General features: G+C 62.4%; 21 protein-coding genes. 7 read left to right on the forward strand and 14 right to left on the reverse strand.

Annotated features, from left to right (window positions below; translation table 11 throughout):
• Genes NP503_RS27300 through NP503_RS27310 form a run of 3 tightly spaced genes read left to right on the forward strand, consistent with a single transcriptional unit; the run spans position 1 to position 2,623 of the window.
• The gene (locus NP503_RS27300) at positions 1-783 is read left to right on the forward strand and encodes an ABC transporter permease (protein ID WP_127301950.1); all 783 of its coding nucleotides are present in this window, start codon (positions 1-3) and stop codon (positions 781-783) included.
• Positions 780-1,844, forward strand: a complete 1,065-nt coding sequence (locus NP503_RS27305) for an ABC transporter ATP-binding protein (protein ID WP_127272608.1) — start codon at positions 780-782, stop codon at positions 1,842-1,844. The genes NP503_RS27300 and NP503_RS27305 overlap by 4 nt, the downstream gene beginning before the upstream one ends.
• Before the next feature lie 20 nt (positions 1,845-1,864).
• Positions 1,865-2,623 (forward strand): MBL fold metallo-hydrolase, encoded by a 759-nt coding sequence (locus tag NP503_RS27310; RefSeq protein WP_127269128.1) that lies wholly within the window; start codon positions 1,865-1,867, stop codon positions 2,621-2,623.
• A 5-nt stretch (positions 2,624-2,628) separates the two neighbouring features.
• Here NP503_RS27310 and NP503_RS27315 read toward each other — a convergent pair whose 3' ends face one another.
• From NP503_RS27315 to NP503_RS27325, 3 genes are all read right to left on the reverse strand, one after another.
• The gene (locus NP503_RS27315; protein WP_013531378.1) at positions 2,629-3,330 is read right to left on the reverse strand and encodes a TetR/AcrR family transcriptional regulator; all 702 of its coding nucleotides are present in this window, start codon (positions 3,328-3,330) and stop codon (positions 2,629-2,631) included.
• Positions 3,331-3,444: 114 nt separating this feature from the next.
• Entirely contained in the window at positions 3,445-4,872 is a 1,428-nt protein-coding gene (locus NP503_RS27320; protein WP_127269127.1) for an amidase, read from the reverse strand.
• A gap of 88 nt (positions 4,873-4,960) precedes the next feature.
• The gene (locus tag NP503_RS27325) at positions 4,961-5,995 is read right to left on the reverse strand and encodes an extracellular solute-binding protein (protein WP_127269126.1); all 1,035 of its coding nucleotides are present in this window, start codon (positions 5,993-5,995) and stop codon (positions 4,961-4,963) included.
• A 66-nt stretch (positions 5,996-6,061) separates the two neighbouring features.
• On the opposite strand from NP503_RS27325, the gene NP503_RS27330 reads away from it, so the two are divergent.
• Positions 6,062-6,244, forward strand: a complete 183-nt coding sequence (locus tag NP503_RS27330) for a hypothetical protein (RefSeq protein ID WP_127269125.1) — start codon at positions 6,062-6,064, stop codon at positions 6,242-6,244.
• A gap of 117 nt (positions 6,245-6,361) precedes the next feature.
• Here the strand turns inward: NP503_RS27330 and NP503_RS27335 are convergent, their stop codons facing one another.
• On the reverse strand, positions 6,362-7,333 hold the full coding sequence (locus NP503_RS27335; RefSeq protein WP_127272607.1) for an NAD-dependent epimerase/dehydratase family protein: 972 nt from the start codon (positions 7,331-7,333) through the stop codon (positions 6,362-6,364).
• 274 nt (positions 7,334-7,607) lie between these two features.
• Entirely contained in the window at positions 7,608-7,772 is a 165-nt protein-coding gene (locus NP503_RS27340; RefSeq protein ID WP_164748845.1) for a hypothetical protein, read from the reverse strand.
• 290 nt (positions 7,773-8,062) lie between these two features.
• Here NP503_RS27340 and NP503_RS27345 point away from each other — a divergent pair, with 290 nt between their 5' ends.
• Together NP503_RS27345 and NP503_RS27350 are read left to right on the forward strand one after the other, a co-directional pair.
• Positions 8,063-8,836, forward strand: a complete 774-nt coding sequence (locus NP503_RS27345) for an NAD kinase (protein ID WP_127270270.1) — start codon at positions 8,063-8,065, stop codon at positions 8,834-8,836.
• A gap of 202 nt (positions 8,837-9,038) precedes the next feature.
• Complete coding sequence (locus NP503_RS27350; protein ID WP_164748844.1) at positions 9,039-10,625, forward strand: DEAD/DEAH box helicase; 1,587 nt, start codon at positions 9,039-9,041, stop codon at positions 10,623-10,625.
• Between the two features lie 73 nt (positions 10,626-10,698).
• On the opposite strand, the gene NP503_RS27355 is transcribed toward NP503_RS27350, so the two are convergent.
• The 9 genes from NP503_RS27355 to NP503_RS27395 form a co-directional block, all read right to left on the reverse strand.
• Entirely contained in the window at positions 10,699-11,304 is a 606-nt protein-coding gene (locus NP503_RS27355; RefSeq protein ID WP_127272004.1) for a hypothetical protein, read from the reverse strand.
• Positions 11,305-11,531: 227 nt separating this feature from the next.
• Positions 11,532-12,182 (reverse strand): OmpA family protein, encoded by a 651-nt coding sequence (locus NP503_RS27360; RefSeq protein ID WP_013531371.1) that lies wholly within the window; start codon positions 12,180-12,182, stop codon positions 11,532-11,534.
• Positions 12,183-12,358: 176 nt separating this feature from the next.
• Complete coding sequence (locus NP503_RS27365; protein ID WP_024503891.1) at positions 12,359-12,727, reverse strand: GFA family protein; 369 nt, start codon at positions 12,725-12,727, stop codon at positions 12,359-12,361.
• 158 nt (positions 12,728-12,885) lie between these two features.
• Positions 12,886-13,263, reverse strand: a complete 378-nt coding sequence (locus NP503_RS27370) for a hypothetical protein (RefSeq protein WP_023812122.1) — start codon at positions 13,261-13,263, stop codon at positions 12,886-12,888.
• Positions 13,264-13,549: 286 nt separating this feature from the next.
• Positions 13,550-13,969: a GFA family protein gene (locus NP503_RS27375; protein ID WP_127270927.1), complete on the reverse strand. Its 420-nt coding sequence runs from the start codon at positions 13,967-13,969 to the stop codon at positions 13,550-13,552.
• A 79-nt stretch (positions 13,970-14,048) separates the two neighbouring features.
• A protein-coding gene (gene prfB / locus NP503_RS27380) for a peptide chain release factor 2 (protein ID WP_127272597.1) occupies positions 14,049-15,180 on the reverse strand; the annotation gives its coding sequence in 2 pieces (ribosomal slippage) (positions 14,049-15,113 and positions 15,115-15,180; 1,131 coding nt in all).
• A 118-nt stretch (positions 15,181-15,298) separates the two neighbouring features.
• On the reverse strand, positions 15,299-17,755 hold the full coding sequence (locus NP503_RS27385; protein ID WP_027039214.1) for a penicillin-binding protein 1A: 2,457 nt from the start codon (positions 17,753-17,755) through the stop codon (positions 15,299-15,301).
• A gap of 30 nt (positions 17,756-17,785) precedes the next feature.
• A complete protein-coding gene (locus NP503_RS27390) occupies positions 17,786-17,968 on the reverse strand; it encodes a hypothetical protein (RefSeq protein WP_127272598.1) in 183 nt (60 codons plus the stop codon).
• Position 17,969: 1 nt separating this feature from the next.
• A complete protein-coding gene (locus NP503_RS27395) occupies positions 17,970-19,232 on the reverse strand; it encodes an N-acetylmuramoyl-L-alanine amidase (protein WP_127269499.1) in 1,263 nt (420 codons plus the stop codon).
• Positions 19,233-19,884: 652 nt separating this feature from the next.
• Between NP503_RS27395 and NP503_RS27400 the strand changes: the two genes are divergently transcribed.
• A complete protein-coding gene (locus tag NP503_RS27400; protein WP_127374614.1) occupies positions 19,885-22,827 on the forward strand; it encodes a ribonuclease E/G in 2,943 nt (980 codons plus the stop codon).
• The last annotated feature ends 84 nt before the right edge of the window (positions 22,828-22,911 follow it).

The following is a 22,911-nucleotide window of genomic DNA, read 5'->3' on the forward strand; positions in this document are numbered from 1 at the left end:
ATGCGCCCGCTCGTCCACATCGCCTCTTGGCTCTACGCGCTCGCCGTCTACGGCTTCATCTTCCTGCCGGTCGTCGTGCTGGTGCTGTTTTCGCTGCAGGCGACGTCGTTCCCGATCCCGCCCTTCACCGGCCCGTCGCTGCGCTGGTACGATGCGGTTCTTTCGGACACGCGGCTGACCTCGGCGCTGGTCAACTCGCTGCTGGTGGCATCCATCTCCTCGCTCGCAGCCGTCACGCTCGGCTTTCTCTCCGCCTGGGGCTTTGCCCGCTTCGTCCTGCCTGGCTCCGGCCTGCTGCGCGGGCTGATCACCCTGCCGCTGACGGTCAGCTATCTCATCATCGGGATGGGGCTGCTGGTGCTGTTCAACTGGGCCGGCGTGCCGAAATCGCTGCTTGCCGCCGGCATCGGCCATGTCGTGATCAACCTGCCGCTGTGCTTTGCCATCATCTACAGCCAGATGGGCGACCACCAGATCAACATCGAGCGTGCCGCGCGCGACCTCGGCGCGCCGGAATGGAAGGTGCTGCTGCTGATCACCGTGCCGGTCATGGCGCCGGCCATTTTCGCAGCTTTCTTCCTGTCGATGACCTTCTCCTGGGACGAGTTCGTGATCTCCTTCCTGCTCACCCGCTTCGACACCACGCTGCCGGTCGAAATCTGGAACCTGCTGCGCTCCGGCCTTAACCCCAAGACCAACGCCGTCGGCTCGCTGGTCTTCGCCGTCTCCATCGTGCTGGTGGTGCTGTTCGAACTGACATTGCTGCGCAGGAGAAAGGCATGACCGCGCCTTTGGTCGATATTCGTGCCGTCTCGCATCGCTTCGGCCAGCACACCGTGCTGAATGACGTTTCGCTGCAGATCGAGCCCGGCAGCTACACCATCCTGCTCGGGCCGTCCGGCTCCGGCAAGACGACGCTGCTCTCCATTCTGGGCGGCTTCGTCACCCCCAGCGAAGGCAAGGTGTTCATCCGTGGCGAGGACTGCACCTCGGTGCCGCCGGCCAAGCGGCCGACGACGACGGTGTTCCAGGACTATGCGCTGTTCCCGCATATGAGCGTCGGCAGCAATGTCGGCTTCGGCCTGCGCATGCAGGGCGTCGACGGCGCTACCCGGGCGGCAAAGGCGCGTGAAGCGCTTGCGCTGGTCGGCCTCGCCTCCGCCTTCGACAAGAAGCCGCATCAGCTTTCCGGCGGCCAGCGGCAGCGCGTGGCGCTGGCGCGGGCGCTGGTGATCGAGCCGGCGGTGCTTCTGCTCGACGAGCCGCTCGGCGCGCTCGATCTCAAATTACGCCGGCAGATGCAGGACGAGTTGAAAGCGATCCAGAAGCGCGTCGGCACCGCCTTCATCCACGTCACCCACGACCAGGAAGAAGCGATGGCGCTGGCCGACCATTGTGTGGTGATGAATGACGGGCGCATCGAGGACGAAGGCCCGCCCGAGCGCGTCTATCACAGGCCGGCGACGCGCTTTTCCGCCACCTTCATGGGCGAAAGCTCGATCCTTGCCGGCACAGTCACGGAGGCGAAGGAGAGGACAAGCACCGTCGCCACGCCCGTCGGGCCGGTCTCGCTGCCCGGCGCGCTGCCGGTGGGCTCCGCCGTTGCGCTGGCCATACGGCCGGAGCATCTTGTCCTCGGCGAGGCCAGCGGCAGTGTCAGGCTCGGCGCGGCCAGAGTGAGCGACGTGGTCTTCCAGGGCAGTTTCAAGCGCGTGCTTGCGGTTTCCATCGAGGACCCCTCGCTTCACTTCATCGCCAAATTGCCCGCGACGGCGGCCGTCCAGCCGGGCGACACGGTCGCGATTTCCTGCAATACCGACCAGATTATTCTGCTGACGGACTGAGCTTTTCTGACGGATTGAACATGGCAACACTTCCGCTCATTGAGGCACCCGACTGGTACGAAACCATCCGCATGAGCGATGGCGTGACCTTGATCCACGAGCCGTGGATAAAGCCGTTCTTCCGCTGCAATATGTGGCATGTGCGCGGTCGCGATCGCGATCTCCTCTTCGACACCGGCCTCGGCCATTTCAGCCTCCGGCGCCATGTACCGCTGGTGAGCGAGCGCAAGCTGATTTGCGTCGCCAGCCACACGCATTTCGACCATATCGGTTGCCACCACGAATTTCCCGAGCGTTGCGTGCACGCCGCCGAGGCCGGCATCCTCGCCGATCCGCGCAATGAATGGACGGCAGCCGGCACCTATGCGACCGACGAGATGTTCGATCGCATGCCGCAAGGCTGGGACACGGCGCGCTACGGCATTCTGCCTGCGCCCGCCGGCCGTTTGCTCGGCCAGGGCGATGTCGTCGATCTCGGCGACCGTGCCTTCGAGGTGATCCACACGCCCGGCCATTCGCCCGGCGGCATCGCACTCTACGAAAACAGGACGGGCATCCTGTTATCCGGCGACATCATATATGACGGCCCGCTGATCGACGACGTCTACCACTCAGACATTCCCGACTACATGGCGACGCTGATGCGCCTGCGCGACCTCCATGTCTCAGTCGTGCATGGCGGGCATTTCCCAAGCTTCGGCAAGGTACGCTACCGCCAGCTTGTCGACGAGTATCTGGCGCAAAAGCGGCAGGCCGGCTGCCATCTGCGGCAGCCCTGAAGCAGTTAGCGCATCAGTTCGAAATGCCGGGGGAACGCCTGATGCAGCAGGAGCAGCATGGTCTTGCGCAGCACGTTGGTGTCACGGCTGGACGGATTGAGATGATCCCAATACCAGGCGCCATGAACCAGATAATTCAGGCTCTCCGACAGCGTATCGATGTCGACGCCGGTATAACCGCCACTGCGCGAAATCTCGATCAGCAGCTCGCGCGCCTCGGCGGTGTAGGCAAGGTCGCTCGGCAGGCCGATTTCGTTGTAGATCTGCATGCTCTTGCGGTCGCTGGAAAACACGACAAAAACTGAAACCCATTTCGGATGCTGGCGGGCGAAACGTTGCGCGCAATCGACCGCGCCCAGAGCCCGCTCAACCGGCGACAGGCCGGGCGCCCGCACCAACGTCACCCACAGCTCATCATATCGATCGCTGAGATACTGCAGGACGGCGCGAAACAGGTTCTCCTTGCTGCGGAAATGGAAGACGACCAGGGCATTGGACGAGCCGACATGTTCGGCGATGCGCTGCATGGTGACGCTTGCCAGCCCCTCCTCCGCGATGAGTTCGATGGTGGCGTCGATGATCCGCTGCACGCTGGCTTCGCCGCGCTCGCGCCGACGGTCCTTGGGCGGCGCGGCATCGTTTGCCGCACGCCCATTCTTCGCCGTAGCGCCTTTGCGTTTTGCCGCCGCAGCCTTTTGTTGCGCCATCTTCGTCCAGCTCCTTTCGGACCTTCTGGCGCGATCACCGGCGCCACCACAGATTCGTCTATTCGAGGTGTCCGGCGTCGGCTCTCCAACCGCGGCAAGAGCCGCATCGCCCTGTTATAGCGACGGACGCGTTTCGGCGTTTGTGTACCACTGCCCGTTGGCCGTCTCATAGGCCATGGCCGCTCGGAAAACATCGGCATCGCAATAGGTGCGGCCGACGATCTGGATGCCTGTCGGCACGCCGCTTGCCGCCCGACCCGAAGGGATGGACAGAACCGGACAACGGCTCATCATGTTGAACGGCGTCGTCATCACCCATCCCAACGACGGGTTCACCTGCTTACCGTTGATCTCGACCGTACCCGTGGTCTGATCGAACTCCGCCGGCACGGAGGGAAGCGCGTTGGTCGGGCAGATCAGCACATCGTAGGTCTCCAGCAGCGGCCCCAGCGTCTGGTACATCCTGGCCGCCACGTCGAGTGTTCCGACAAAGTCCGTCGCCTTCGACTTTTGCCCGTCCTCGGCGAACTGCCTGGCATAGCTCGTCATGTCCTTGCCGTGCTTCTTGAGCAGCTGCGACAGCGATGCGCCGAACAGATGCTCGAGATAGGCCATGCCCGCCCTGAGCACTTCGTCGCCCCAGCCCAGATCGACTTCCTCGACCGTGGCGCCGAGCGAACGGAACACATCGCAGGCGGCAAGCGTGTTCTTGCGCACGTCCGGGTCGACTTCGAAAGAACCAAGGTCCATCGAGAAAGCAATCTTCCAGCCCTTGATCGGCTTGTACTCGAGCGGCAGGCGCAGTTTCGGGCGCAGCGTGGCGATGTCGAGCGGGCTTGGTCCGGCCATCACATTCTGCAGCAGGATCGCATCCCCGACGTTTCGCGCCAGCGGTCCGGTGTGGCAGTAGAAGTCGAGGTTGAATGGCGGCTCGTCCGGATTGCGCCCGTAAGGCGGCTTGAAGCCGACAAGACCGCAGGCCGACGCGGGAATCCGGATCGATCCCGCAATGTCCGAACCGGTGGCGATCGACGACGTGCCGGATGCCAGCGTCGCCGCGGAGCCTCCCGACGAACCACCGGGCGTGAAATCCGGGTTCCACGGATTGCGCGTCACGCCCCAGCGTTTCGACCAGGTGTAGCCGGCGCAGCTGAATTCAGGCGTCGCCGTGCGGGCATGGACAATGCCTCCGGCCTTGATGATGCGCTCGTTCATCGTCGAGGTATGGCCACCGATAGCATCCCCGGACAGCAGCGAGCCGTGCGAGGTCCGCTTGCCCTTGATGTAGCTCTCGTCCTTTATGCCGATCGGCAGGCCCTCGAGCGCCCCGGTCCGGGCGCCCCTGGCGTATTTTGCCTCGGCTTTCCTGGCCAGGTCTATCGCCTCGTCGAAATGCGTGAAGGTGAGGCAGTTGATCGTCGCTTTGGTGGCTTCGGCGCGGCGGATGGTGGCCTGCATCAGTTCGACGGGCGAAAGCTTCTTTGCCTTGAACAGCCGCAGCGCCTCGCTGGCCGGCATGTAGCAAAGGTCGAGATCGGTCATGGGAAGTCTCCTGCGATCTGCGCATCGCGTTTGGCATGGACGGAAGATGACCGCGCCGCGTGCGGCGGCGCGGGAAAGCCTGGTCAGGTCATTTCTGCAGGTCGGTCCAGATCTTCGTGTAGAGCGCCTGCACATCGGGCGGGCAGGCCAGCATGAATTGGCCCTTGGCGGCGAACTCGGCGGGAATGTTGACTTCCGGCGCGGTCTTCATGTCGTCGGGCATGAAGGCTTCCGAGCCCTTGATGCCGTTCGAATAACGCGCAAAGGCTGAGATCAGCGCCGCATTCTGCGGATCCATGATGAAGTTCTGGAACAGCTTGGCGTTGTCGACATTCTTGGCGTCCTTGAGGACAGCGACATTGTCCATCCAGATCGGATAGCCTTCCTTGGGATAGCCATAGACGATCTTGTCGTTCTCAAGCCGCTCGCGCAGCGATATGCCGTTCCAGTTGACGCCCGCGGCGATGTCGCCCCTGCCCAGGCCATCGACGGCCGCATAGTCGAGCGAAAGCCATCTCGCCTTCGCCTCCACCAGCTTGTCATGCACCTTCTTCAGCATCTGCATGTCGCTGCTGCAATATTTGCCACCCTCGTAAGCGATGGCGAGGAACATGATGTCACCCATTTCGGGTACGACATTGATCTTGCCGACGAGTTCGGGAGGTGGGTCGAGGAAGATCGCCGATGTGTTCGGATCGCCGGCATAGACCGACTTGTTCACCGAAATGCCGGTCGTGCCCCACTGCCATGGAACGGTGTATTTACGGCCTGGATCGAATGGAACATCGACCCACCTCGGATCGACGTTCTTGAAGTTTTCCATCTTGTTGGGATCGGTCTCCAAGAGCAGACCTTCGCTGATCCAGACCGGCACGACGCTCGCCGAAGGCACGACGATGTCATAGCCGGAGGCGCCCTGCCGGACCTTGGCCAAGGCAGTATCGTTGGAATCATAGTCGGTGACGGTGACCTTGACCTTGTAAGTCTCCTCGAACTTCTTGATCAGGTCGGGGCTGGTGTAATTGCCCCAATTGTAGATGTTGAGCTCGCCGTCGGCACGGGCCACGCCCGTGACAGTCAGCAGCGACAGGCCGATGGCCGTCACGGTCAGTTTCAAGTTCATGCTGCATGCTCCCATTGTTGGACCGGCGGCGTTACGGCCTCAGGTCCGTTTCCTGCTGACGAAAAGATGACCGCGACAATGCCGATCGACGGCACGAGAGCGGCCGTCGACATCGCACTCGCGGCATGCGGCGCACCGGCAACGGCAAGCCGCATCGCGGTCGAGATATTCCCCTCTTCATTGTGGCCATTCACCGGCTGGCGCCGGCTGTCCAACTCAATTCGCGACCTCAGGAGTAACTATGACTAAACATACAGTCAATATCTTTCCGCGGGTACGGCCATTGCTCGGCGATTGACGATGCGCCCGATGAGATGGTGACTGAGTGAGCAGGCAGAAAGAGGTTTAGCCGCGATACCGGACGCGTCAGGCCGTGGAGGCCGAAATGCTCGCGGCCGCAATTCGCTGGCGGAACCAATCGAAGGTGCGCCCGATGCCTTCCTGATAGCTCGTCCTCGCTTCCCAGCCAGGAAGGACATGCCTCGCCAAAGTCAGGTCCGGACACCGATTTGTCGGATCCTGGGGAGCTGGAGGGTGGTGCTCGATGCGGCTGCCGGGGACAAGCGATCTTACGAATTCCGCGATGCGCAGGACCGAAACCTCGTGGTCGTTGCCAATGTTCAGAGGACCGCGATGCGAGATGCCGTCGCGCCAGAAGTAACGTTCCAGCCCCTCGACGATATCGTCGACATAACCCCAACTGCGCGATTGGGAGCCGTCGCCATAAACCGTCAGAACCCCGGTTGTCAGTGCCTGGATGGCAAAATTCGAGACGGCGCGTCCGTCGTCGATGCGGGTTCGTGGCCCATATGTGTTGAATATCCTGACGACGCGAATGTCGAGCCCGCCGACCCGCTGCTGCTCGAACAGCAATGCCTCTGTGCAGCGCTTGCTTTCATCATAGGAAGCCCTGGGACCGGTGCAGTCCACCGATCCCCTGTAACTCTCGGGTTGCGGTGAAACCAGGGGGTCGCCGTAGACTTCCGAGGTCGAGGCGAAGCAGAAGCGACCGCCGGGCTTGAGCAGCGTCAGGAGATTGAGCGCGCCGCCGATATTGGCCTTGATCGTGCGTACCGGCTCGCGCATGTACCAAAGCGGCGACGCCGGCGACGCGAGATGGATGATCTCATCGAAGCCCTGAAGGGATGAAAAGCTTTCGGCGTCGGCAATCTGCAGATCGAAACGCGGATCGGCGACATGCGCGATGTTGTCTCGCGTCCCGGTCCAAAGATTGTCGACGACGACCAGCTTTTCCAGATCGCTTCGCCGCAACAGACGGTCGACCAGATGCGAGCCCAGGAAACCGCAGCCGCCAGAGATCAACACGCTGCGTGACATGGAAAACCCCCGCTCCAGACACCGGCCAGTCAACGAGCCCAGGGCTTGTTTCCCAACAACAGCGGATGCGAGCTACCCAAAAGCCTTTCCGCCAATCGATGCACCCATCTACACCGCCAAGCGCCGCGAGTGCAAACAGCAAGCCTTCACGAGTGGAACGTGCGGCGGCCGACCGGCCTCTGCTTTTAAGGAGAGAAACTGCCGCGCGATGTCGCGCATCGAAGCGACCGCCGATGCTGCCCGTCATCGCGAGGATGATCAGGACATTTCAGGCCTACAGCGCCCTTTGCGGGCATGGCGCCCCGGCTGCATCACCACAGCGCGACGCCGTGGGCTGCGGCCGGAAGCTCGTCTCTTCGGACTGGCGCACCAGTTCGGCAAAGAGCAGCGCGAAGCTTCCCAGCATCAGGAAGACGATGATCAGGCGTGTTACCGGCAATATGTCGGCCTCGACTGGCTAGCCCCCACGCCACCCATCCACTGCCGGCTAACATGACCGATCCGGCTTTACGAGACTTTAAGGCCCGTCTTAACCATCACATTCGCGTAGCCTTTGACATGATACGCGAACGGCATGCCCGCATCCGCCGACCGGCATGGCCGTATCATCCGGGATGGCGTTGCCATCCGGGATGGTACCTCCCTTTGCAGACGTACCCCGCCCATGCTACCCCGGCGCTGGCGCGGCCCAGCAACCGGCCGCTGCCAATCGGTCGTCATCGGGGAGCCATGAGCAAAGCCGCCAGCCGCATCGCCTTCGTCTCGTCCGACACCGCTGACGCCAAGACGGCGCTGGAAAGCCTGTCGGTGCGCTATGGCCAGTCTTCCGTCGAGGAGGCCGGGATCGTCGTTGCGCTTGGGGGTGACGGGTTCCTGCTGCAGACCCTGCGCGACACGATGGGGACCGGCAAGAAGGTCTACGGCATGAACCGTGGCACCATCGGCTTCCTGATGAACGAGTATCGTTCCGGTGGCCTCACCGAGCGTCTCGAGGCCGCCGTCGCCGAAACGATCCGCCCGCTGGAGATGCTGGCCGTGACCTCGGAAGGCGAAACGATTTCAGCACTGGCGATCAACGAGGTGGCGCTGTGGCGCCAGTCGTACCAGACGGCCAAGATCCGCATCACCGTCGACGAACAGGTCCGGCTTGAGGAACTGAACTGCGACGGCGTCATGATCGCAACCCCGGCCGGGTCCACCGCCTACAATCTTTCGGCGCATGGACCGATCCTGCCGCTCGACGCGCCGCTGCTGGCGCTGACCCCGGTCAGCCCGTTTCGCCCGCGCCGCTGGCGCGGCGCGCTGCTCTCCAACAAGGCGACCGTGCGCTTCGACATCCGCGAGCCGGAAAAGCGGCCGGTAAACGCCGCCGCCGACCATACCGAGGTCAAGGCCGTGACCTCGGTGACGGTGCGAGAATCACCAACGGCGACAGCAACGTTGCTGTTCGATCCCAATCATTCCTGGAACGAGCGTATTCTCGCCGAACAGTTCCGCTATTGAGCCGGCGCTGCGACCGACAGGTCGATTAAGCATCCCGATTAAGGTTACAACTTCACAATCGTGCCATTGCTGCCCGTTTCTGTTGACAAATCGAGGGCTTGCTCCTAATTGCAATACCAATCTTGCAGGCGCGTGGCGCTTGCCGCGACAGACGCCATTAGACGCCGTTGCGCTTCCCCGAACCAGCCAAAGACAACAACACTTGTCCTCAGACACCACGACCGCTCCAGAAGCGTTGACCTTTTCAGACCTCGGCCTGTCGCCGAAGGTCCTTTCCGCAGTCACCGACGCCGGCTACACCGAGCCGACGCCGATCCAGGCGGGCGCCATTCCGCATGCCCTGCTGGGCAAGGACGTGCTGGGCATTGCCCAGACCGGCACCGGCAAGACGGCCTCCTTCGTGTTGCCGATGCTCACAAGGCTGGAAAAGGGCCGCGCCCGCGCTCGCATGCCGCGCACGCTCATTCTGGAGCCGACGCGCGAGCTCGCCGCTCAGGTCGAGGAAAACTTCGTCAAATACGGCAAGAACCACAAGCTCAACATCGCGCTTCTGATCGGCGGCGTGTCGTTCGACGAACAGGACAAGAAGCTGGAGCGTGGCGCCGACGTGCTGATCGCGACGCCCGGCCGTCTGCTCGATCACCGCGAGCGCGGCAAGCTGTTGCTCAACGGCGTCGAGATCCTCGTCATCGATGAAGCGGACCGCATGCTCGACATGGGCTTCATTCCCGACATCGAGCGCATCTGCGAAATGATCCCGTTCACCAGGCAGACGCTGTTCTTTTCGGCGACGATGCCGCCCGAAATCACCAAGCTCACCGAAAAGTTCCTGCACGCGCCGGTCCGCGTCGAGGTTTCGAAGGCAGCATCCGCCGCCACCAACATCATCCAGCGGCTGGTCAAATCAGGCTCCAAGCCATGGGACAAGCGCGAGACGCTGCGCAATTTGATCAAGGCCGAAGACGCAGAACTGAAGAACGCCATCATCTTCTGCAACCGCAAGGTCGAAGTGTCGGAGCTGTTCCGCTCGCTGCTGAAGCATGATTTCGACGCCGGTGCGCTGCATGGCGACATGGACCAGCGCGCGCGCATGCAGATGCTGGCCAATTTCCGCGACGGCAAGCTGCGCTACCTCGTCGCTTCCGACGTTGCCGCGCGCGGCCTCGACATTCCCGATGTCAGCCATGTCTTCAACTATGACGTGCCGATCCACGCCGAGGACTATGTCCACCGTATCGGCCGCACCGGGCGCGCCGGACGCTCCGGAAAATCCTTCACCATCGCGACCAAATCTGACACCAAATACATCGATGCCATCGAACGTCTGATCGGCAACAAGATCGAGTGGCATGACGGCGACTTGTCGACGGTGGTTGCCAGCGAAGGCGAGGACGATGCTCCGCGCCGTGGCAAGGGCGCGCCGCGCCGTGCCGGCCGCAAGGACGACGACCGCGGCAGGGAAAAGAGCGGCGAGCGCAAACCGCGCGAACGCCACGCCAAGCGCAGCGAAGATGCCGCACCGGAAACAGTCCGCGAGGATCAGCCGGTGGCCGAGGCCGCAGCCGCCGACATCGGCGAACGGCGTTCGCGCAAGGAAGCGATCCGTTCGGAAAACACCGAGCGCAAATCATCCGATCGCAATGAACAGCGCGCACCCGAACGCGGCGACACCCGGCCACAGCGTGACAACAGCCGCCCTGCCCGCCAACGCCACCAGGAAGACAATGATTCCACCGTTGGCTTCGGCGACGACATGCCGGCCTTCATGCGGATCGTCGCCAAGGTCTGATCCCGACCGCTTCGAAGGCGAGCCGGCCACTCGGCTGCCTTCTCGGCAAAGCTCTTTCAGCCTGGCTCGCCCGTTACATCGGCCCAGGCATCATCTTGGTCGGTTTTTCCAGCATCGGAAACTCGGCCTTGTTGCATTTCACGTTCGGGTTCGTCGGACTGAACATGCCGTTCGGGTTGTCCCCGAGCCAGGCATGAAGGTCGTAATGGACGAACTCCTTCGGGATGAGAGGGTAGTGCCCCTCCATAGGTCCCATGAAGGTTTGGCCAAACAGCTTGGGCGGCTCCTTGGTGTCCGGCGTCAGCGGCACCAGCCATTCCACTCCGACCAACTTCAGGCCTTCCTTGGTCGGCTCGTAGATCAGCACGTTCGGCCTCATCGGATCAAGCTTCTGGCCGACACTCGGGACATTGACGAAGTGGATGCCCATGGCGCCCTTCGGGTAGTCCATCGCGCCCGGTATCTTTTCTCCGCTGTAGTGGACGCAGCCGACGGTCGACAGATAGAGGTCGCGGACGGCAGCGGTGTAATCCTCATATTTGGCGAGCGACTTCTTCAAGGCTTCGATGTCGGCCTTGTTGGCGTCCTCGGCGCGAGCCGAAGCAACGTTCAGCCACGCGCCTACCAAACCTGTCAAAACGAGGACGCCGCAGCGCCCAAGGCTGGCTGTTCTTGTCATGCATTCCTCCCAGATTTCTGATCTGGCCGTGCAAGACCGAGGCGGAAAAATGCTGATTGCGCGGCCAGTGACACCGCCTCATCCCCTCAGGAACAGCGATGATGCTATTCCTTTCCATAGCTGCGGGAAAGATGTATTTTAGGAATAACTAATTGAATAACACCAATATCCGCTCAAACAAAAACGGCCCCCCATGGGAGCCGTTTCGCATTGGTTTGCCGTACAAATCAGGTGAGCGGCGAAAGCTGGATCTCGACGCGGCGGTTCTGGGCGCGACCTTCGGCCGTGGCATTGGATGCGACGGGGCGCGTCTTGCCGAAGCCTGTGACTGCGAAGCGTCGCTGATCCACGCCCTGACCGGACAGATAGTTCGCCACCGCCAAAGCACGACGCTGCGACAGATCGAAATTGTGCTGGTCGCCACCGGTCGAATCGGTGTGGCCGAACACGTCGACCGTGGTCTGCTTGAACTTCTTCAGCACCAGCGCGACAGAGTTCAGGACTTGGTAGAAGCCGGGCTTCACCGCATCCTGGTCCGAGTTGAAGGTGATGTCGGACGGCATATTGAGGATGATCTGGTCGCCGCTGCGGGTGACGCTGACACCGGTGCCCTCGAGCTGCCGGCGCAGTTCGGCCTCGTTCTGGTCCATGGTGGCGCCGATGGCGCCGCCGGCCAGCGCGCCGATGCCGGCGCCGATCAGTGCGTTGCGGCGGTCGTTGCCGCCGGCAAGCAGGCCAAGGCTTGCACCCGCCAGGGCACCAAGGCCGGCGCCGGCCGCCGTGTTGGAAATCTTCTGGTCGCCCGTATACGGATCGGTGGTGGTGCAGGCGCTCACGAGCACAGCCGTCGCCACGACGACGAGCACAGTCTTTTTCATAGGATGGTCCCTCTCCAAGTCACGCCTTGCGGTGGCGCCAAATCAGCCCTTCCCGCGACTTGTACCACGAATTGCGGCGAAAAGCGGAACGGCAAAAGCGCCGCTCACGGCTTTTCCCGAGGGACCGATACACAGTGATAGCGCCGCATCGCCGGGCCGCAATCGTTCGGATCAGGCTACCAGAGGTTCTTGCCGTCTATGACCACCACTTCGACCTTGTCGAGATCGAAATCGTCGAACAGTCGCGAGTTGACGCTGATCTTGGGATTGTCGAAATCCGGCTCGCCGGTCGACCAGTCCGGCGTTTCGGTAAAGGTGCCGCAGCCGCAGGTGGCGCAAAAACCGTGCTTTACGGTTTTCGATCCCCAGCGGTAGAAAGAGACGTTCTCCATCGGGCTGGTGAGCTTGAATTGCGAAGGCACGTAGTAGGCCCAGAGCGAGCCGCGCTTCGAGCAGAAAGAACAGGTGCATTGCGTCACCGTCTGCGGTGCCTGCGAAACCTCGAATGTCGTCGCCTTGCAATGACAGCTTGCCTTGATGGTCATCAACGAACTCCTCCTGTCGCCCGCCACCCCGTGCGGCAAAGGCAGCATAAAGAGGTGCTCCTGACAACTGTCTGTCAGCAGGCATCACCCGAACTGCGCAAACCCGGCCTGCGGTCCCGGTCACACGCGACCGCGGACGTCCGACCGCCGTCCTGTCGTCAATAGGAGCGCGGCGGCACGAACAGGCAGATTGTCTTGCCGGCGTCGAGGCCCGCCTGGTGCGCACACCAATGGAACTCGCCGTCCGGGCTGTCCTTGACACGCTTGTCGGTCATTGGAACGATCTCACCCGTTCCGGCGATGACATAGCCCTCGGGTTTCTCCAGCACTTCGCCTGTATGGGTCGTGCGACAATCATAGTTGGCGCAGCATGCGAACGGATAACTCCAGCCCTGTGGCTTTGCCGCCGTGGGTGTGGCGTCATGCGCGAAGGCGGGTGCCGTCAGCATTGCCATCGCGCCGATCGCGAACAGGGAAAACAAAAGTCGGCCAGCCGGTTGAACGGCATTGGCCGATCTGAGTGTGGCAGCAGACATGACGCGTTCCTTTCAAACGAGCTCAAGCGTTTCGCTTGCCCGTTCCCGGAACGTATCTTCCCAGTGGCCGGATCGTCGGGTCGCAGATATGCCGCGTCCGGCCATAAATGCTTTTTCTCTCCCAGCGTTTGGATGCTGGGCTGATTCCTTGGTCGGCGCAAGAAGATGCATTCCCGACATCGTTCTATAGACGTCAGGTATCCGCTACCGCCGACGAGATGAGGCCAAGGTCAATTCCCGGCAAACGGGCGTCGAATAAACGGAATTGGCCCGCTGTGGTTCCAGCCTATTGCTGGTCAGAGCCGGCAATCACGTGCTCTTGATGCTGCGGCAGGTCATCGGTGATGGTGAACCAGCCCGCCTTCGAACCGACGAAGATGTGCTCGGTCGGGCGGATGGACGGGTCGTTGACGAGCGTTCCCATGGCGACATGGACGTAGGCGCCGTCGCGCACCAGCGAATAAAGCAAGGAGCCGCACCGGCCGCAATGCGCGTTATGGCCGCTTTCGTCGCCAAAGATCAGGAGCTTGTCCCCGCCTTCGGTGAGGACAAGCTTTTCACGCTCGATACCGGCGAAAGGCTTGAAGGCCGAACCGGTGGTGCGCCGGCAGTTCGAACAATGGCAATTCGCGGCATAGAGGAATTCGTCGGCGACCTCGTAGTGAACCGCGCCGCAGAAGCACTTTCCGGTGAGCTTGCTCGGCAACCCACTCCTCCGTCGCTGTGGTGCGCAGGGGTATGTTCAGATTGAGGTCAGGCTAGCCTCACCTGAACATGGACATATCCTAATCCAGGTCTGCTACGGCTTCGCCCGCACCGCCTTCGATGCGCTGCGACAACGAGGCTTCCATGAAATCGTCGAGGTCGCCATCGAGCACGCTCGACGGGCTGGTGCTCTCGACGCCGGTGCGGAGATCCTTCACCAGCTGGTAGGGCTGCAGCACATAGGAGCGTATCTGGTGACCCCAGCCTATATCACTCTTCGACGCTTCGGTGGCGTTTGCAACTGCCTCGCGCTTCTTCAGCTCTTCCTCGTAAAGGCGCGAGCGCAGCATCTCCCAGGCCTTGGCCTTGTTCTTGTGCTGCGAACGTTCGGCTTGGCAGGCGACCGCAATGCCGGTGGCCAGATGCGTGATGCGCACCGCCGAATCGGTGGTGTTGACGTGCTGGCCGCCCGAGCCGGACGAGCGATAAGTATCGATGCGGACATCCGATTCCGAGACGTCGATCTCGATCGTGTCGTCGATGACCGGATAGACCCAGACGCTGGCGAAGGACGTATGCCGGCGCGCATTGCTGTCATAGGGCGAAATACGCACCAGGCGATGAACGCCCGATTCCGTCTTCATCCAGCCATAGGCATTGTGGCCTTTGATCATCAACGTGGCCGACTTGATGCCGGCCTCTTCGCCGTCATGCATTTCCAGCACTTCGACCTTGAAGCGACGACGCTCGGCCCAGCGCGTGTACATGCGCAGCAGCATCGAGGCCCAGTCCTGGCTTTCGGTGCCGCCGGCACCGGCATGGATTTCGAGATAGGTGTCGTTGGAATCTGCTTCACCCGACAGCAACGTCTCGACCTGGCGGGCCTTCGCTTCGCCTTGCATCGAGCGGATCGCGGCTTCGGCCTCGGCAATGACCCCCTCGTCGCGCTCTTCCTCGCCGAGCTCGATCAGGCCGATATTGTCTTCCAGCGCCTGCGTCAGACCTTTCACCGAGGCGATGCCCTCTTCCAGGCCCTGGCGCTCGCGCATCAGCTTCTGCGCTTCCAGCGGCTCGTTCCAGAGGCTGGCGTCCTCGGCGCGCACATTAAGGTATTCAAGCCGCTTTATGGCCTGATCCCAGTCAAAGATGCCTCCTCAGCAGGGTTATCGCCTGCCTGATCTCGTCGACAATATTCTGCGTTTCCGCGCGCATGGCTGGCTGTTCTGTCCTGTTTGCTGAAGTCGGTCGGCGCGATACATAGGCAGGCCGCCGCCGGCTGTAAAGCAAAATGGGCTGGCGCCAAGGCCAGCCCATCCGCTCATGAAAATCGTCAGTAGAGGCCGCCGCCGCCGGACTGGATGGCCTGGTTGGCCTGCGGTGACAACGCGCCACCGGTGGCATTGGAGCCGTCGGCGCCCATGCCGATGACCCAATAGCTGTCGGCGGGACCGGTACCCGGCTTGAAGGCTTCGATGATGGTGCCCGGATCGCCCGATGCGGCACGCATGCCGGTCTTGCGGTTGATGGCGACCAGGTTCATGCCTTCGGGCACCTTGAAATCGACATTGGGCGTGCCGTCCAGCGCCACCCGCATGAAGTCCTTGAAGATCGGGGCTGCGAGGCCGCCACCGGTGGCGCCATGGCCAAGGCCGCGCGGCGTGTCGTAGCCCATGTAGAGGCCGACGACGAGGTTGGGCGTGTAACCGATGAACCAGGCGTCCTTTTCGTCGTTGGTCGTTCCAGTCTTGCCAGCGATGTGACGGCCGAGTTCACTGATGGTGGCGCCGGTGCCGCGTTGCACGACACCTTCCATCATCGAGGTGATCTGGTAGGCCGTCATCGGATCGAGCACCTGCTCGGAATTGTCGACGAGTTCCGGCTCCGGCTGGTTCTGCCATTCGGGCGCATTGCAGCCCTGGCAGCCACGTTCGTCCTGCTTGAACACCGTCTTGCCGTAGCGGTCCTGGATGCGGTCGATGAGCGACGGTTTGATCGACTTGCCGCCATTGGCCATGATCGAATAGGCCGACACCATGCGCATCACGGTGGTTTCGCCGGAACCCAGCGCCATCGGTAGATAGGGTGCCAGATGGTCGTAGACACCGAAGCGCTCGGCATATTCGACGACCAGCTTCATCCCCATGTCATTGGCAAGCCGCACCGTCATCAGGTTGCGCGACTTCTCGATGCCGGAGCGCAGGGTCGCCGGACCGGCAACGGTGCCGTCGTAATTCTTCGGCGTCCAGCTCGTGTTGCCGCTCTGGATCGTGATCGGCCCGTCCATGATCACCGAGGCCGGCGTATAGCCATTGTCGAGTGCGGCCGAATAGACGATCGGCTTGAACGAGGAGCCCGGCTGGCGCATGGCTTGCGTGGCGCGGTTGAATTCGGACTGCGCATAGGAGAAGCCGCCGACCATGGCCAGCACGCGGCCGGTGTGCGGGTCCATGGCGATCAGGCCGCCTTCCACTTCGGGCACCTGGCGCAGGCTGTAGGCGCCATCGGCACCATCGTTTTTCTGCACGAAGATGACGTCGCCCGGCTTCAGCACCTCCGCCGGCGACTTGGCCTTGACGGTCTTGCCGGCAACCACATGGCGCATGGCAAAACCCATGTCCTCCTTGCTGACGGTGCCTTCGACGCGCTCCTTGACGATCTCGCCCGACGCCTGCCGTGCGGGCTGCAGGCCGATCGACAGCCCGGTCGCCGAACTGTCGAGCACGACGGCGAGCGACCATTCGGGAACATCCTCCAGCCCCTTGACGGCGCCAAGCGGCACGCCCCAGTCGCCCGACACGTCGATCGATGTTACCGGCCCGCGATAACCGCGCAGCGTGTCGTATTTCATCAACCCGTTCTGCATCGATTTGCGGGCAATGAGCTGTATCTTCGGATCGAGCGTGGTGCGGACGGAGAGGCCGCCTTCGTAAAGCGCGTTCTCGCCGTAGCGGGCGATGATCTGGCGGCGCACCTCTTCGGTAAAGTACTCGCCGGCGAACAGATAGGTGCCGCTGCGGCGCGGCGTCACGCCCAGCGGCTCGGCCTTGGCCTTGTTGCCTTCCTCACGCGTGACGTAGCCGTTCTCGACCATCTGGTCGATGACCCAGTTGCGACGCTCGATCGCGCGATCGGCATGCTTGAAAGGGTGGTAGTTGTTCGGCCCCTTGGGCAGGGAAGCCAGGTAGGCGGCCTCTGCCACGGACAGTTCGTTGACCGACTTGTCGAAATAGGTCAGCGCCGCACCGGCGACGCCATAGGCGCCGAAGCCGAAGAAGATTTCGTTGAGGTAGAGCTCGAGAATGCGATCCTTGGGATAGGCCTGCTCGATGCGGAAGGCGAGGATCATCTCCTTGATCTTGCGCTCGTAGGTCTGGTCCGAGGACAACAGGAAGTTCTTCGCCACCTGCTGGGTGATCGTCGAGGCGCCGACCTGACGCCGGCCCGAGCCGAGATTCTGCAGGTTGACGATGATGGCGCGGCCGAGGCCGGTCACATCGATGCCTGGGTGATTGTAGAAATTCTTGTCTTCGGCCGACAGGAAGGCCGCCTTGACGCGGTCCGGTATGGCCTGGATCGGCAAATACAGGCGCCGTTCGCGCGCGTATTCGGCCATCAGCGCGCCGTCCGACGCATGGATGCGGGTGGTCACCGGCGGCTCGTATTTGGCCAGCACCTCGTAGTCGGGCAGATCTTTCGACAAATGGCCGATGTAGATCGCAACGCCCGCCGCGACCAAAAGGGCCAGCGTCGTGCCGATGCCGAAAAAATAGCCAATGAGACGAATCATACCCGCTCCAGTCCTTGGTTCGGGAATTTCCTAAACGAAGCCGCCTTTCGCGCAAGCTTTCGAGCCGGTCCCAATCCGTAATCGAAAACCCTTGTCGCCGCCATGTGGACAAAATACGGCAATGCCTGATTTCGCGGTCGCGAGCAGGAAATAAAAAGCATTGGGTGTTGTCGTCGCGCAACGCCGCCTCTGGTTGCAGGCGCCGCCGGTCATGTCAACCTCCGGTTCCCGGTCCGGCCTTGGCCGACGCGAACAGCGCGACGGCGTTGGTTATACTCTGGGCCGCCTTGCCGCGCCAGTCGGCGTTGAGCAACTGCGCCTCGTCCTTGGCGTTCGAGAGATAACCGAGTTCGACCAGCACCGACGGCACGTCGGGTGCCTTGAGCACCTTGAAGCCCGCCGAACGCTGCGGATTGTTGATGAGGCCGACGCTGGTCGACAACTGGCCAACCAGCGTGTGGGCGAAACTCATCGAGAAATTGTGCGTTTCGCGGCGGATCAGGTCGATCAGGATGTCGGTGACTTCCTTGTTGTCGTTCTTGATTTCCATGCCGGCGAACTGATCGGAGAGGTTTTCTCGGTCGGCAAGCGCCTGCGCCTCGGGGTCCGAAGCCTTGTCGGAGACGGTGTAGACGGTGGCGCCGCGAATGCCCTTGACGCTGATCGTGTCGGCATGGATCGAAATAAGCAGGTCGGCCTCATGCTGACGGGCGATGCGCACGCGGTCATCAAGACGCAGGAATTCGTCTGTGTCGCGCGTCATGAACACATCATAATTGCCAACGGCTGCGAGTTTGTCGCGCAGCTCCGTGGCGAAGGCCAGCGTGACATTCTTCTCGATGGTGCCGTTCAGGCCCTCGGCACCGCCGTCGATGCCGCCATGGCCGGGATCGATGACGACGGTGAACCGATGACCCGGATTGGAAACCGGTCCGGTGCCGACCCGCCCTCCCTTGTCGGTCGAAACGGTCGATCCGGTGGTCAGCGCCTGATTGGCCAGCGCCACATCGAACTCGCGCTCGGATGCCGCCGACATGTCGATGGCAATGCGGTAGCCGGTTCCGTCCTCGTTCTTGAGCACGTCGAGCTTGTCGACGGCAAAGGGACCCTTGCCGGTGAGGATCAGCCGCGAAACGCCCTCGCTAAGCGCGCCCAGACGCACGCCCTTGACCAGGCCCCGCGCCTTCAAATCCTTGGCATCAACGGCGAATCTCGTATTCGCGAGATCGATGACAAGACGGTTGGGACCGCGCAGCAGGAACCATTTGATATCGGGTTCGCGATCGAAGTCCATGACGATGCGCATCTTGGTGGCATCGCCGGCCATCTTGTAACCTTTTGCCACGAGCGGAGCGTCGGCGGCATTGGCTTTTGAGGACAAGGCAGATGAGACCGCCAGCAGCAGCAAGAGGCAGAAAGCGGCCAGGATCCGGCCGCAGACACGACATCCCTTGTCTGTGAAGTCCGCCAATCCCATCTCTCTTCCAGTCGCTCCCGGTTTGGCGCCCGGCGCCGGTCGTTTCGTCGAAATGCCGGTTAGGCCGCGAACTCGATTAACGATTGGTATCCAGAGAAGGTTAACCAAGCCTTTTCATGCAAGGGCGGCAAGCTGGCTTACGCTACGGAACGGCTTTTTGCCGGCATCGGAAATCGGGGTTGCCTTCCACCCCGCCAAATCATAAAAGCGATGGTGGATCACTGCAATCCTGGAACCGCCCTCCTCCGCAGCTTCTTGCTACAGGGTCAGACGTAAAGGCGGCTCCTTTCGCTTCAGGCGAAAAGGGTTCAGGTGATCGCGACGAATTTCGCAGGCGTGCTCCCGTGGCGGGGGAATCGCCTGCGTGAGGAAAACGGCCGGGTTTGTTCCCGTGCCGGCTCTGTAGGAGCAAACAAGCTGGTCCGGTTCATCCGGGCTTTGGTTCAAAAGGTTCTGTTGGTGACGATGGCTTCAAGCGCAATCATGGAAAGGTCCGCATCAAACCGCGCCATTATGGCTGCGGGCGGCACCGCCATGGCGCTCAAGCGGCGGCTGACGGACGTTCAAATATCCGGCACCCACACTCCAGACACGCAGCAGCAGGCTTTGCCTCGCAAGCTGCGGCTGACGGCTGCCGGGGGGAAACGAAATAATGCCCAACAAAATGCTGATAGACGCCTCCCACCCGGAGGAAACACGCGTTGTCGTCATACGCGGTAACCGTATTGAAGAATTCGACTTTGAATCCCAGGACAAGAAGCAGCTCAAAGGAAACATCTACCTAGCCCGCGTAACGCGCGTAGAGCCCTCCCTTCAGGCAGCCTTTGTCGAATATGGCGGCAACCGTCACGGTTTTCTCGCCTTCAGTGAAATTCACCCCGACTATTACCAGATTCCGGTCGCCGATCGTCAGGCACTGCTGCGCGCGGAAGCGCAGGAGGCTGAGGACGAAGAGAACGAGGACGGCGACGGCGATGATCGCCAGAGCCGCGATCGCGGACGGCGCGGCCGCAGGCGCGGCGGCAAGCCCCGCGACCGGGGCGAGCACAAGCGTGATGCTGCCGATTCCAGCGAGGCAAGCGACACTGCCGACGAGGCGGAAGAGGGCGCCGACGCTGGTTTCGAGGAGATCTCGCACACGTCCGAGATCATCGAACATGCGGCCGATGCGTCCGAACATGCCGATGCGTCCGAACATGGCGAGGATTCCGCCGAGCAGGACGAAGGCGAAACCCGCGAAGGCGGCCCGACGTCGATCGCCGCCTCGGTCGAGGCCGATGTGATTTCCGAAGCCGTTCCGCAGGCCGAACAAGGCAGCGAGGCGACCTCCGGAGACAATGATCGCGGCATGCTGGAAGAAGTGCAGTCCTCGCATCCGGACGATCACGAGGTCGAATCAGTCGGCGCCGAGGACGCGCTGGAAGAAGTGCGCAACCGCCGCAAGCCGGTGCGCCGCCAGTACAAGATCCAGGAAGTGATCAAGCGCCGGCAGATCCTCTTGGTGCAGGTCGTCAAGGAAGAGCGCGGCAACAAGGGTGCGGCACTGACCACCTATCTGTCGCTTGCCGGCCGCTATTCGGTGCTGATGCCGAACACGGCGCGTGGCGGCGGCATTTCGCGCAAGATCACCAGCGCGGTCGACCGCAAGCGGCTGAAGGAGGTCGTTGCCGATCTCGAAGTGCCGCAGGGCATGGGCGTGATCCTGCGCACCGCCGGCGAGAGCCGCACCAAGGCCGAGATCAAGCGCGATTACGAATATCTGATGCGGCTTTGGGAAAATGTCCGCAATCTCACCTTGCAGTCCACGGCCCCTGCCCTGGTCTACGAGGAAGGCAGCCTGATCAAGCGCTCGGTGCGCGACCTCTACAACAAGGATATCGACGAGATTCTTGTCTCCGGCGAGGAAGGCTATCGCGAGGCCAAGGACTTCATGCGCATGCTGATGCCGAGCCACGCCAAGGTGGTTCAGCCGTTCCGCGACACGACGCCGATCTTCGTGCGCAACGGCATCGAGGCACAGCTTGACCGCATGCTGCAGCCGCAGGTGACGCTGAAGAGCGGCGGCTACATCATCATCAACCAGACCGAGGCGCTGGTTGCCATCGATGTGAATTCGGGCCGCTCCACCAAGGAGCACTCGATCGAGGACACCGCGCTCCACACCAATCTGGAAGCGGCCGAGGAAGTCGCGCGTCAGCTCAGGCTGCGCGATCTCGCCGGCCTGATCGTCATCGACTTCATCGACATGGAGGAGAACCGCAACAACCGCTCCGTCGAGAAGCGGTTGAAGGATCACCTCAAGAACGATCGTGCGCGCATCCAGGTCGGCCGTATCTCGCATTTCGGCCTGATGGAGATGTCCCGCCAGCGCATCCGCGCCAGCGTGCTGGAATCGACCATGAAGCCCTGCCCGCATTGCGGCGGCACCGGCCATGTACGCTCCGATTCGTCGGTCGCGCTGATGGTGGTGCGGGCGATCGAGGAATTCCTGCTCAAGGATTCGCGCAGCCACATCACGGTGCGGACGCCGGCGGCGACCGCACTCTATGTGCTCAACCACAAGCGCGGCACGCTGGTCGAACTCGAAAGCCGCTTCGGGCTGACGATCACCGTCGAGGCCGACGATTCGGTGGGTTCGCAACACTATGCGATCTTCCGTGGCGCGCTGGCTGAAAAGCCGGAAGGCTTCGTCGAGGCGCGCAGCTTCCCGGCCTATGTCGAGTTGGAAGAGCCCGAGGACGAGATTGTCGTCGTCGAGGAAGACGATGAAGCACCGGTGCAGGCCGAACAGCCACGCCAGCAGCCTCAGCAACAACAGCCCCGGCCCGCTGCCGGTGGCGAAGAAGGCGAAGGCCGCGACCGCAAGCGCCGCAAGCGTCGGCGCCGGCGCGGCGGCAAGGATCGCGATCGCGAACATGGCGCCCCTGCGGACGGTGCTTCCGTCTCGGCTCCGGCCGGTGAGTTTTCGGACCCGGACTCGGCCGCCAGCGATGGCGACACGGAAGCGGACGACAACGCCCCTGTCGGTGTTGCTGAAACGTCTGAGACAGCTGAAGCTTCGGACGAAGGCCAGGGCAAAAAGCGCCGGCGCGGCAAGCGCGGCGGCAAGCGCAACCGTCGCGAAGACGGTGAAGGCGAGGCTGAGGCAAGTGCTGGCGAAACAGCAGACGCTTCTGAAGGCGAAGTCCGGGCAACCGAGGTGATCGCCAGCGAGCCGGTCGTTGCCGCACCAGCCGAAGAGCCGGTGGCGCTTGCCCCGGCAAATGACGACGCGCCGGCCACGGAGAAGCCGAAGAAGCCACGTCGCGCGGCCAAGCCAAAGAAGGCCGCGGCCGAAATTGTCGCCGATGAGCCGGCTGCGGAGGTGGAAGCACCGGTCGACACGCCGGTCACCGCATCCGACGAGGCAGCCATCGCTTCTGTCGAGGAGGCACCGAAGGCCCGCCCGTCGCGGCGCAAGCCGGCGGCGGCGAATGCGCCGGTCGAGCCGGTCGTGTCTTCGATCGTCGCGGAAGAGCCCGCGGCCAAGGCCGAGGACAAGACCGAGGACAAGCCGAAGCGCGGCGGCTGGTGGCAGCGGAAGGGCTTTTTCTAAGCCTTTCAATCGCATGAGCTAGTTCTTTGACAAAAAATCCCGCGCCGTCTCGAAGACGGCGCGGGATTTTCTTATCTGGCGTTA

The sequence above is a fragment of the Mesorhizobium sp. SEMIA396 genome (genome assembly GCF_024518615.1).
GTDB lineage: Bacteria > Pseudomonadota > Alphaproteobacteria > Rhizobiales > Rhizobiaceae > Mesorhizobium.

What these genes read in the sequence shown, in the direction of transcription:
- NP503_RS27365 (WP_024503891.1), bottom strand. Translation starts at nt 12,727, where the DNA reads ATGACCATCAAGGCAAGCTGTCATTGCAAGGCGACGACATTCGAGGTT.
- NP503_RS27315 (WP_013531378.1), bottom strand. Translation starts at nt 3,330, where the DNA reads ATGGCGCAACAAAAGGCTGCGGCGGCAAAACGCAAAGGCGCTACGGCG.
- NP503_RS27370 (WP_023812122.1), bottom strand. Translation starts at nt 13,263, where the DNA reads ATGTCTGCTGCCACACTCAGATCGGCCAATGCCGTTCAACCGGCTGGC.
- NP503_RS27400 (WP_127374614.1), top strand. Translation starts at nt 19,885, where the DNA reads ATGCCCAACAAAATGCTGATAGACGCCTCCCACCCGGAGGAAACACGC.
- NP503_RS27325 (WP_127269126.1), bottom strand. Translation starts at nt 5,995, where the DNA reads ATGAACTTGAAACTGACCGTGACGGCCATCGGCCTGTCGCTGCTGACT.
- NP503_RS27390 (WP_127272598.1), bottom strand. Translation starts at nt 17,968, where the DNA reads ATGACCGGCGGCGCCTGCAACCAGAGGCGGCGTTGCGCGACGACAACA.
- NP503_RS27345 (WP_127270270.1), top strand. Translation starts at nt 8,063, where the DNA reads ATGAGCAAAGCCGCCAGCCGCATCGCCTTCGTCTCGTCCGACACCGCT.
- NP503_RS27305 (WP_127272608.1), top strand. Translation starts at nt 780, where the DNA reads ATGACCGCGCCTTTGGTCGATATTCGTGCCGTCTCGCATCGCTTCGGC.
- NP503_RS27355 (WP_127272004.1), bottom strand. Translation starts at nt 11,304, where the DNA reads ATGACAAGAACAGCCAGCCTTGGGCGCTGCGGCGTCCTCGTTTTGACA.
- NP503_RS27385 (WP_027039214.1), bottom strand. Translation starts at nt 17,755, where the DNA reads ATGATTCGTCTCATTGGCTATTTTTTCGGCATCGGCACGACGCTGGCC.
- NP503_RS27330 (WP_127269125.1), top strand. Translation starts at nt 6,062, where the DNA reads ATGACCGCGACAATGCCGATCGACGGCACGAGAGCGGCCGTCGACATC.
- NP503_RS27360 (WP_013531371.1), bottom strand. Translation starts at nt 12,182, where the DNA reads ATGAAAAAGACTGTGCTCGTCGTCGTGGCGACGGCTGTGCTCGTGAGC.
- NP503_RS27300 (WP_127301950.1), top strand. Translation starts at nt 1, where the DNA reads ATGCGCCCGCTCGTCCACATCGCCTCTTGGCTCTACGCGCTCGCCGTC.
- NP503_RS27395 (WP_127269499.1), bottom strand. Translation starts at nt 19,232, where the DNA reads ATGGGATTGGCGGACTTCACAGACAAGGGATGTCGTGTCTGCGGCCGG.
- NP503_RS27320 (WP_127269127.1), bottom strand. Translation starts at nt 4,872, where the DNA reads ATGACCGATCTCGACCTTTGCTACATGCCGGCCAGCGAGGCGCTGCGG.
- NP503_RS27310 (WP_127269128.1), top strand. Translation starts at nt 1,865, where the DNA reads ATGGCAACACTTCCGCTCATTGAGGCACCCGACTGGTACGAAACCATC.
- NP503_RS27335 (WP_127272607.1), bottom strand. Translation starts at nt 7,333, where the DNA reads ATGTCACGCAGCGTGTTGATCTCTGGCGGCTGCGGTTTCCTGGGCTCG.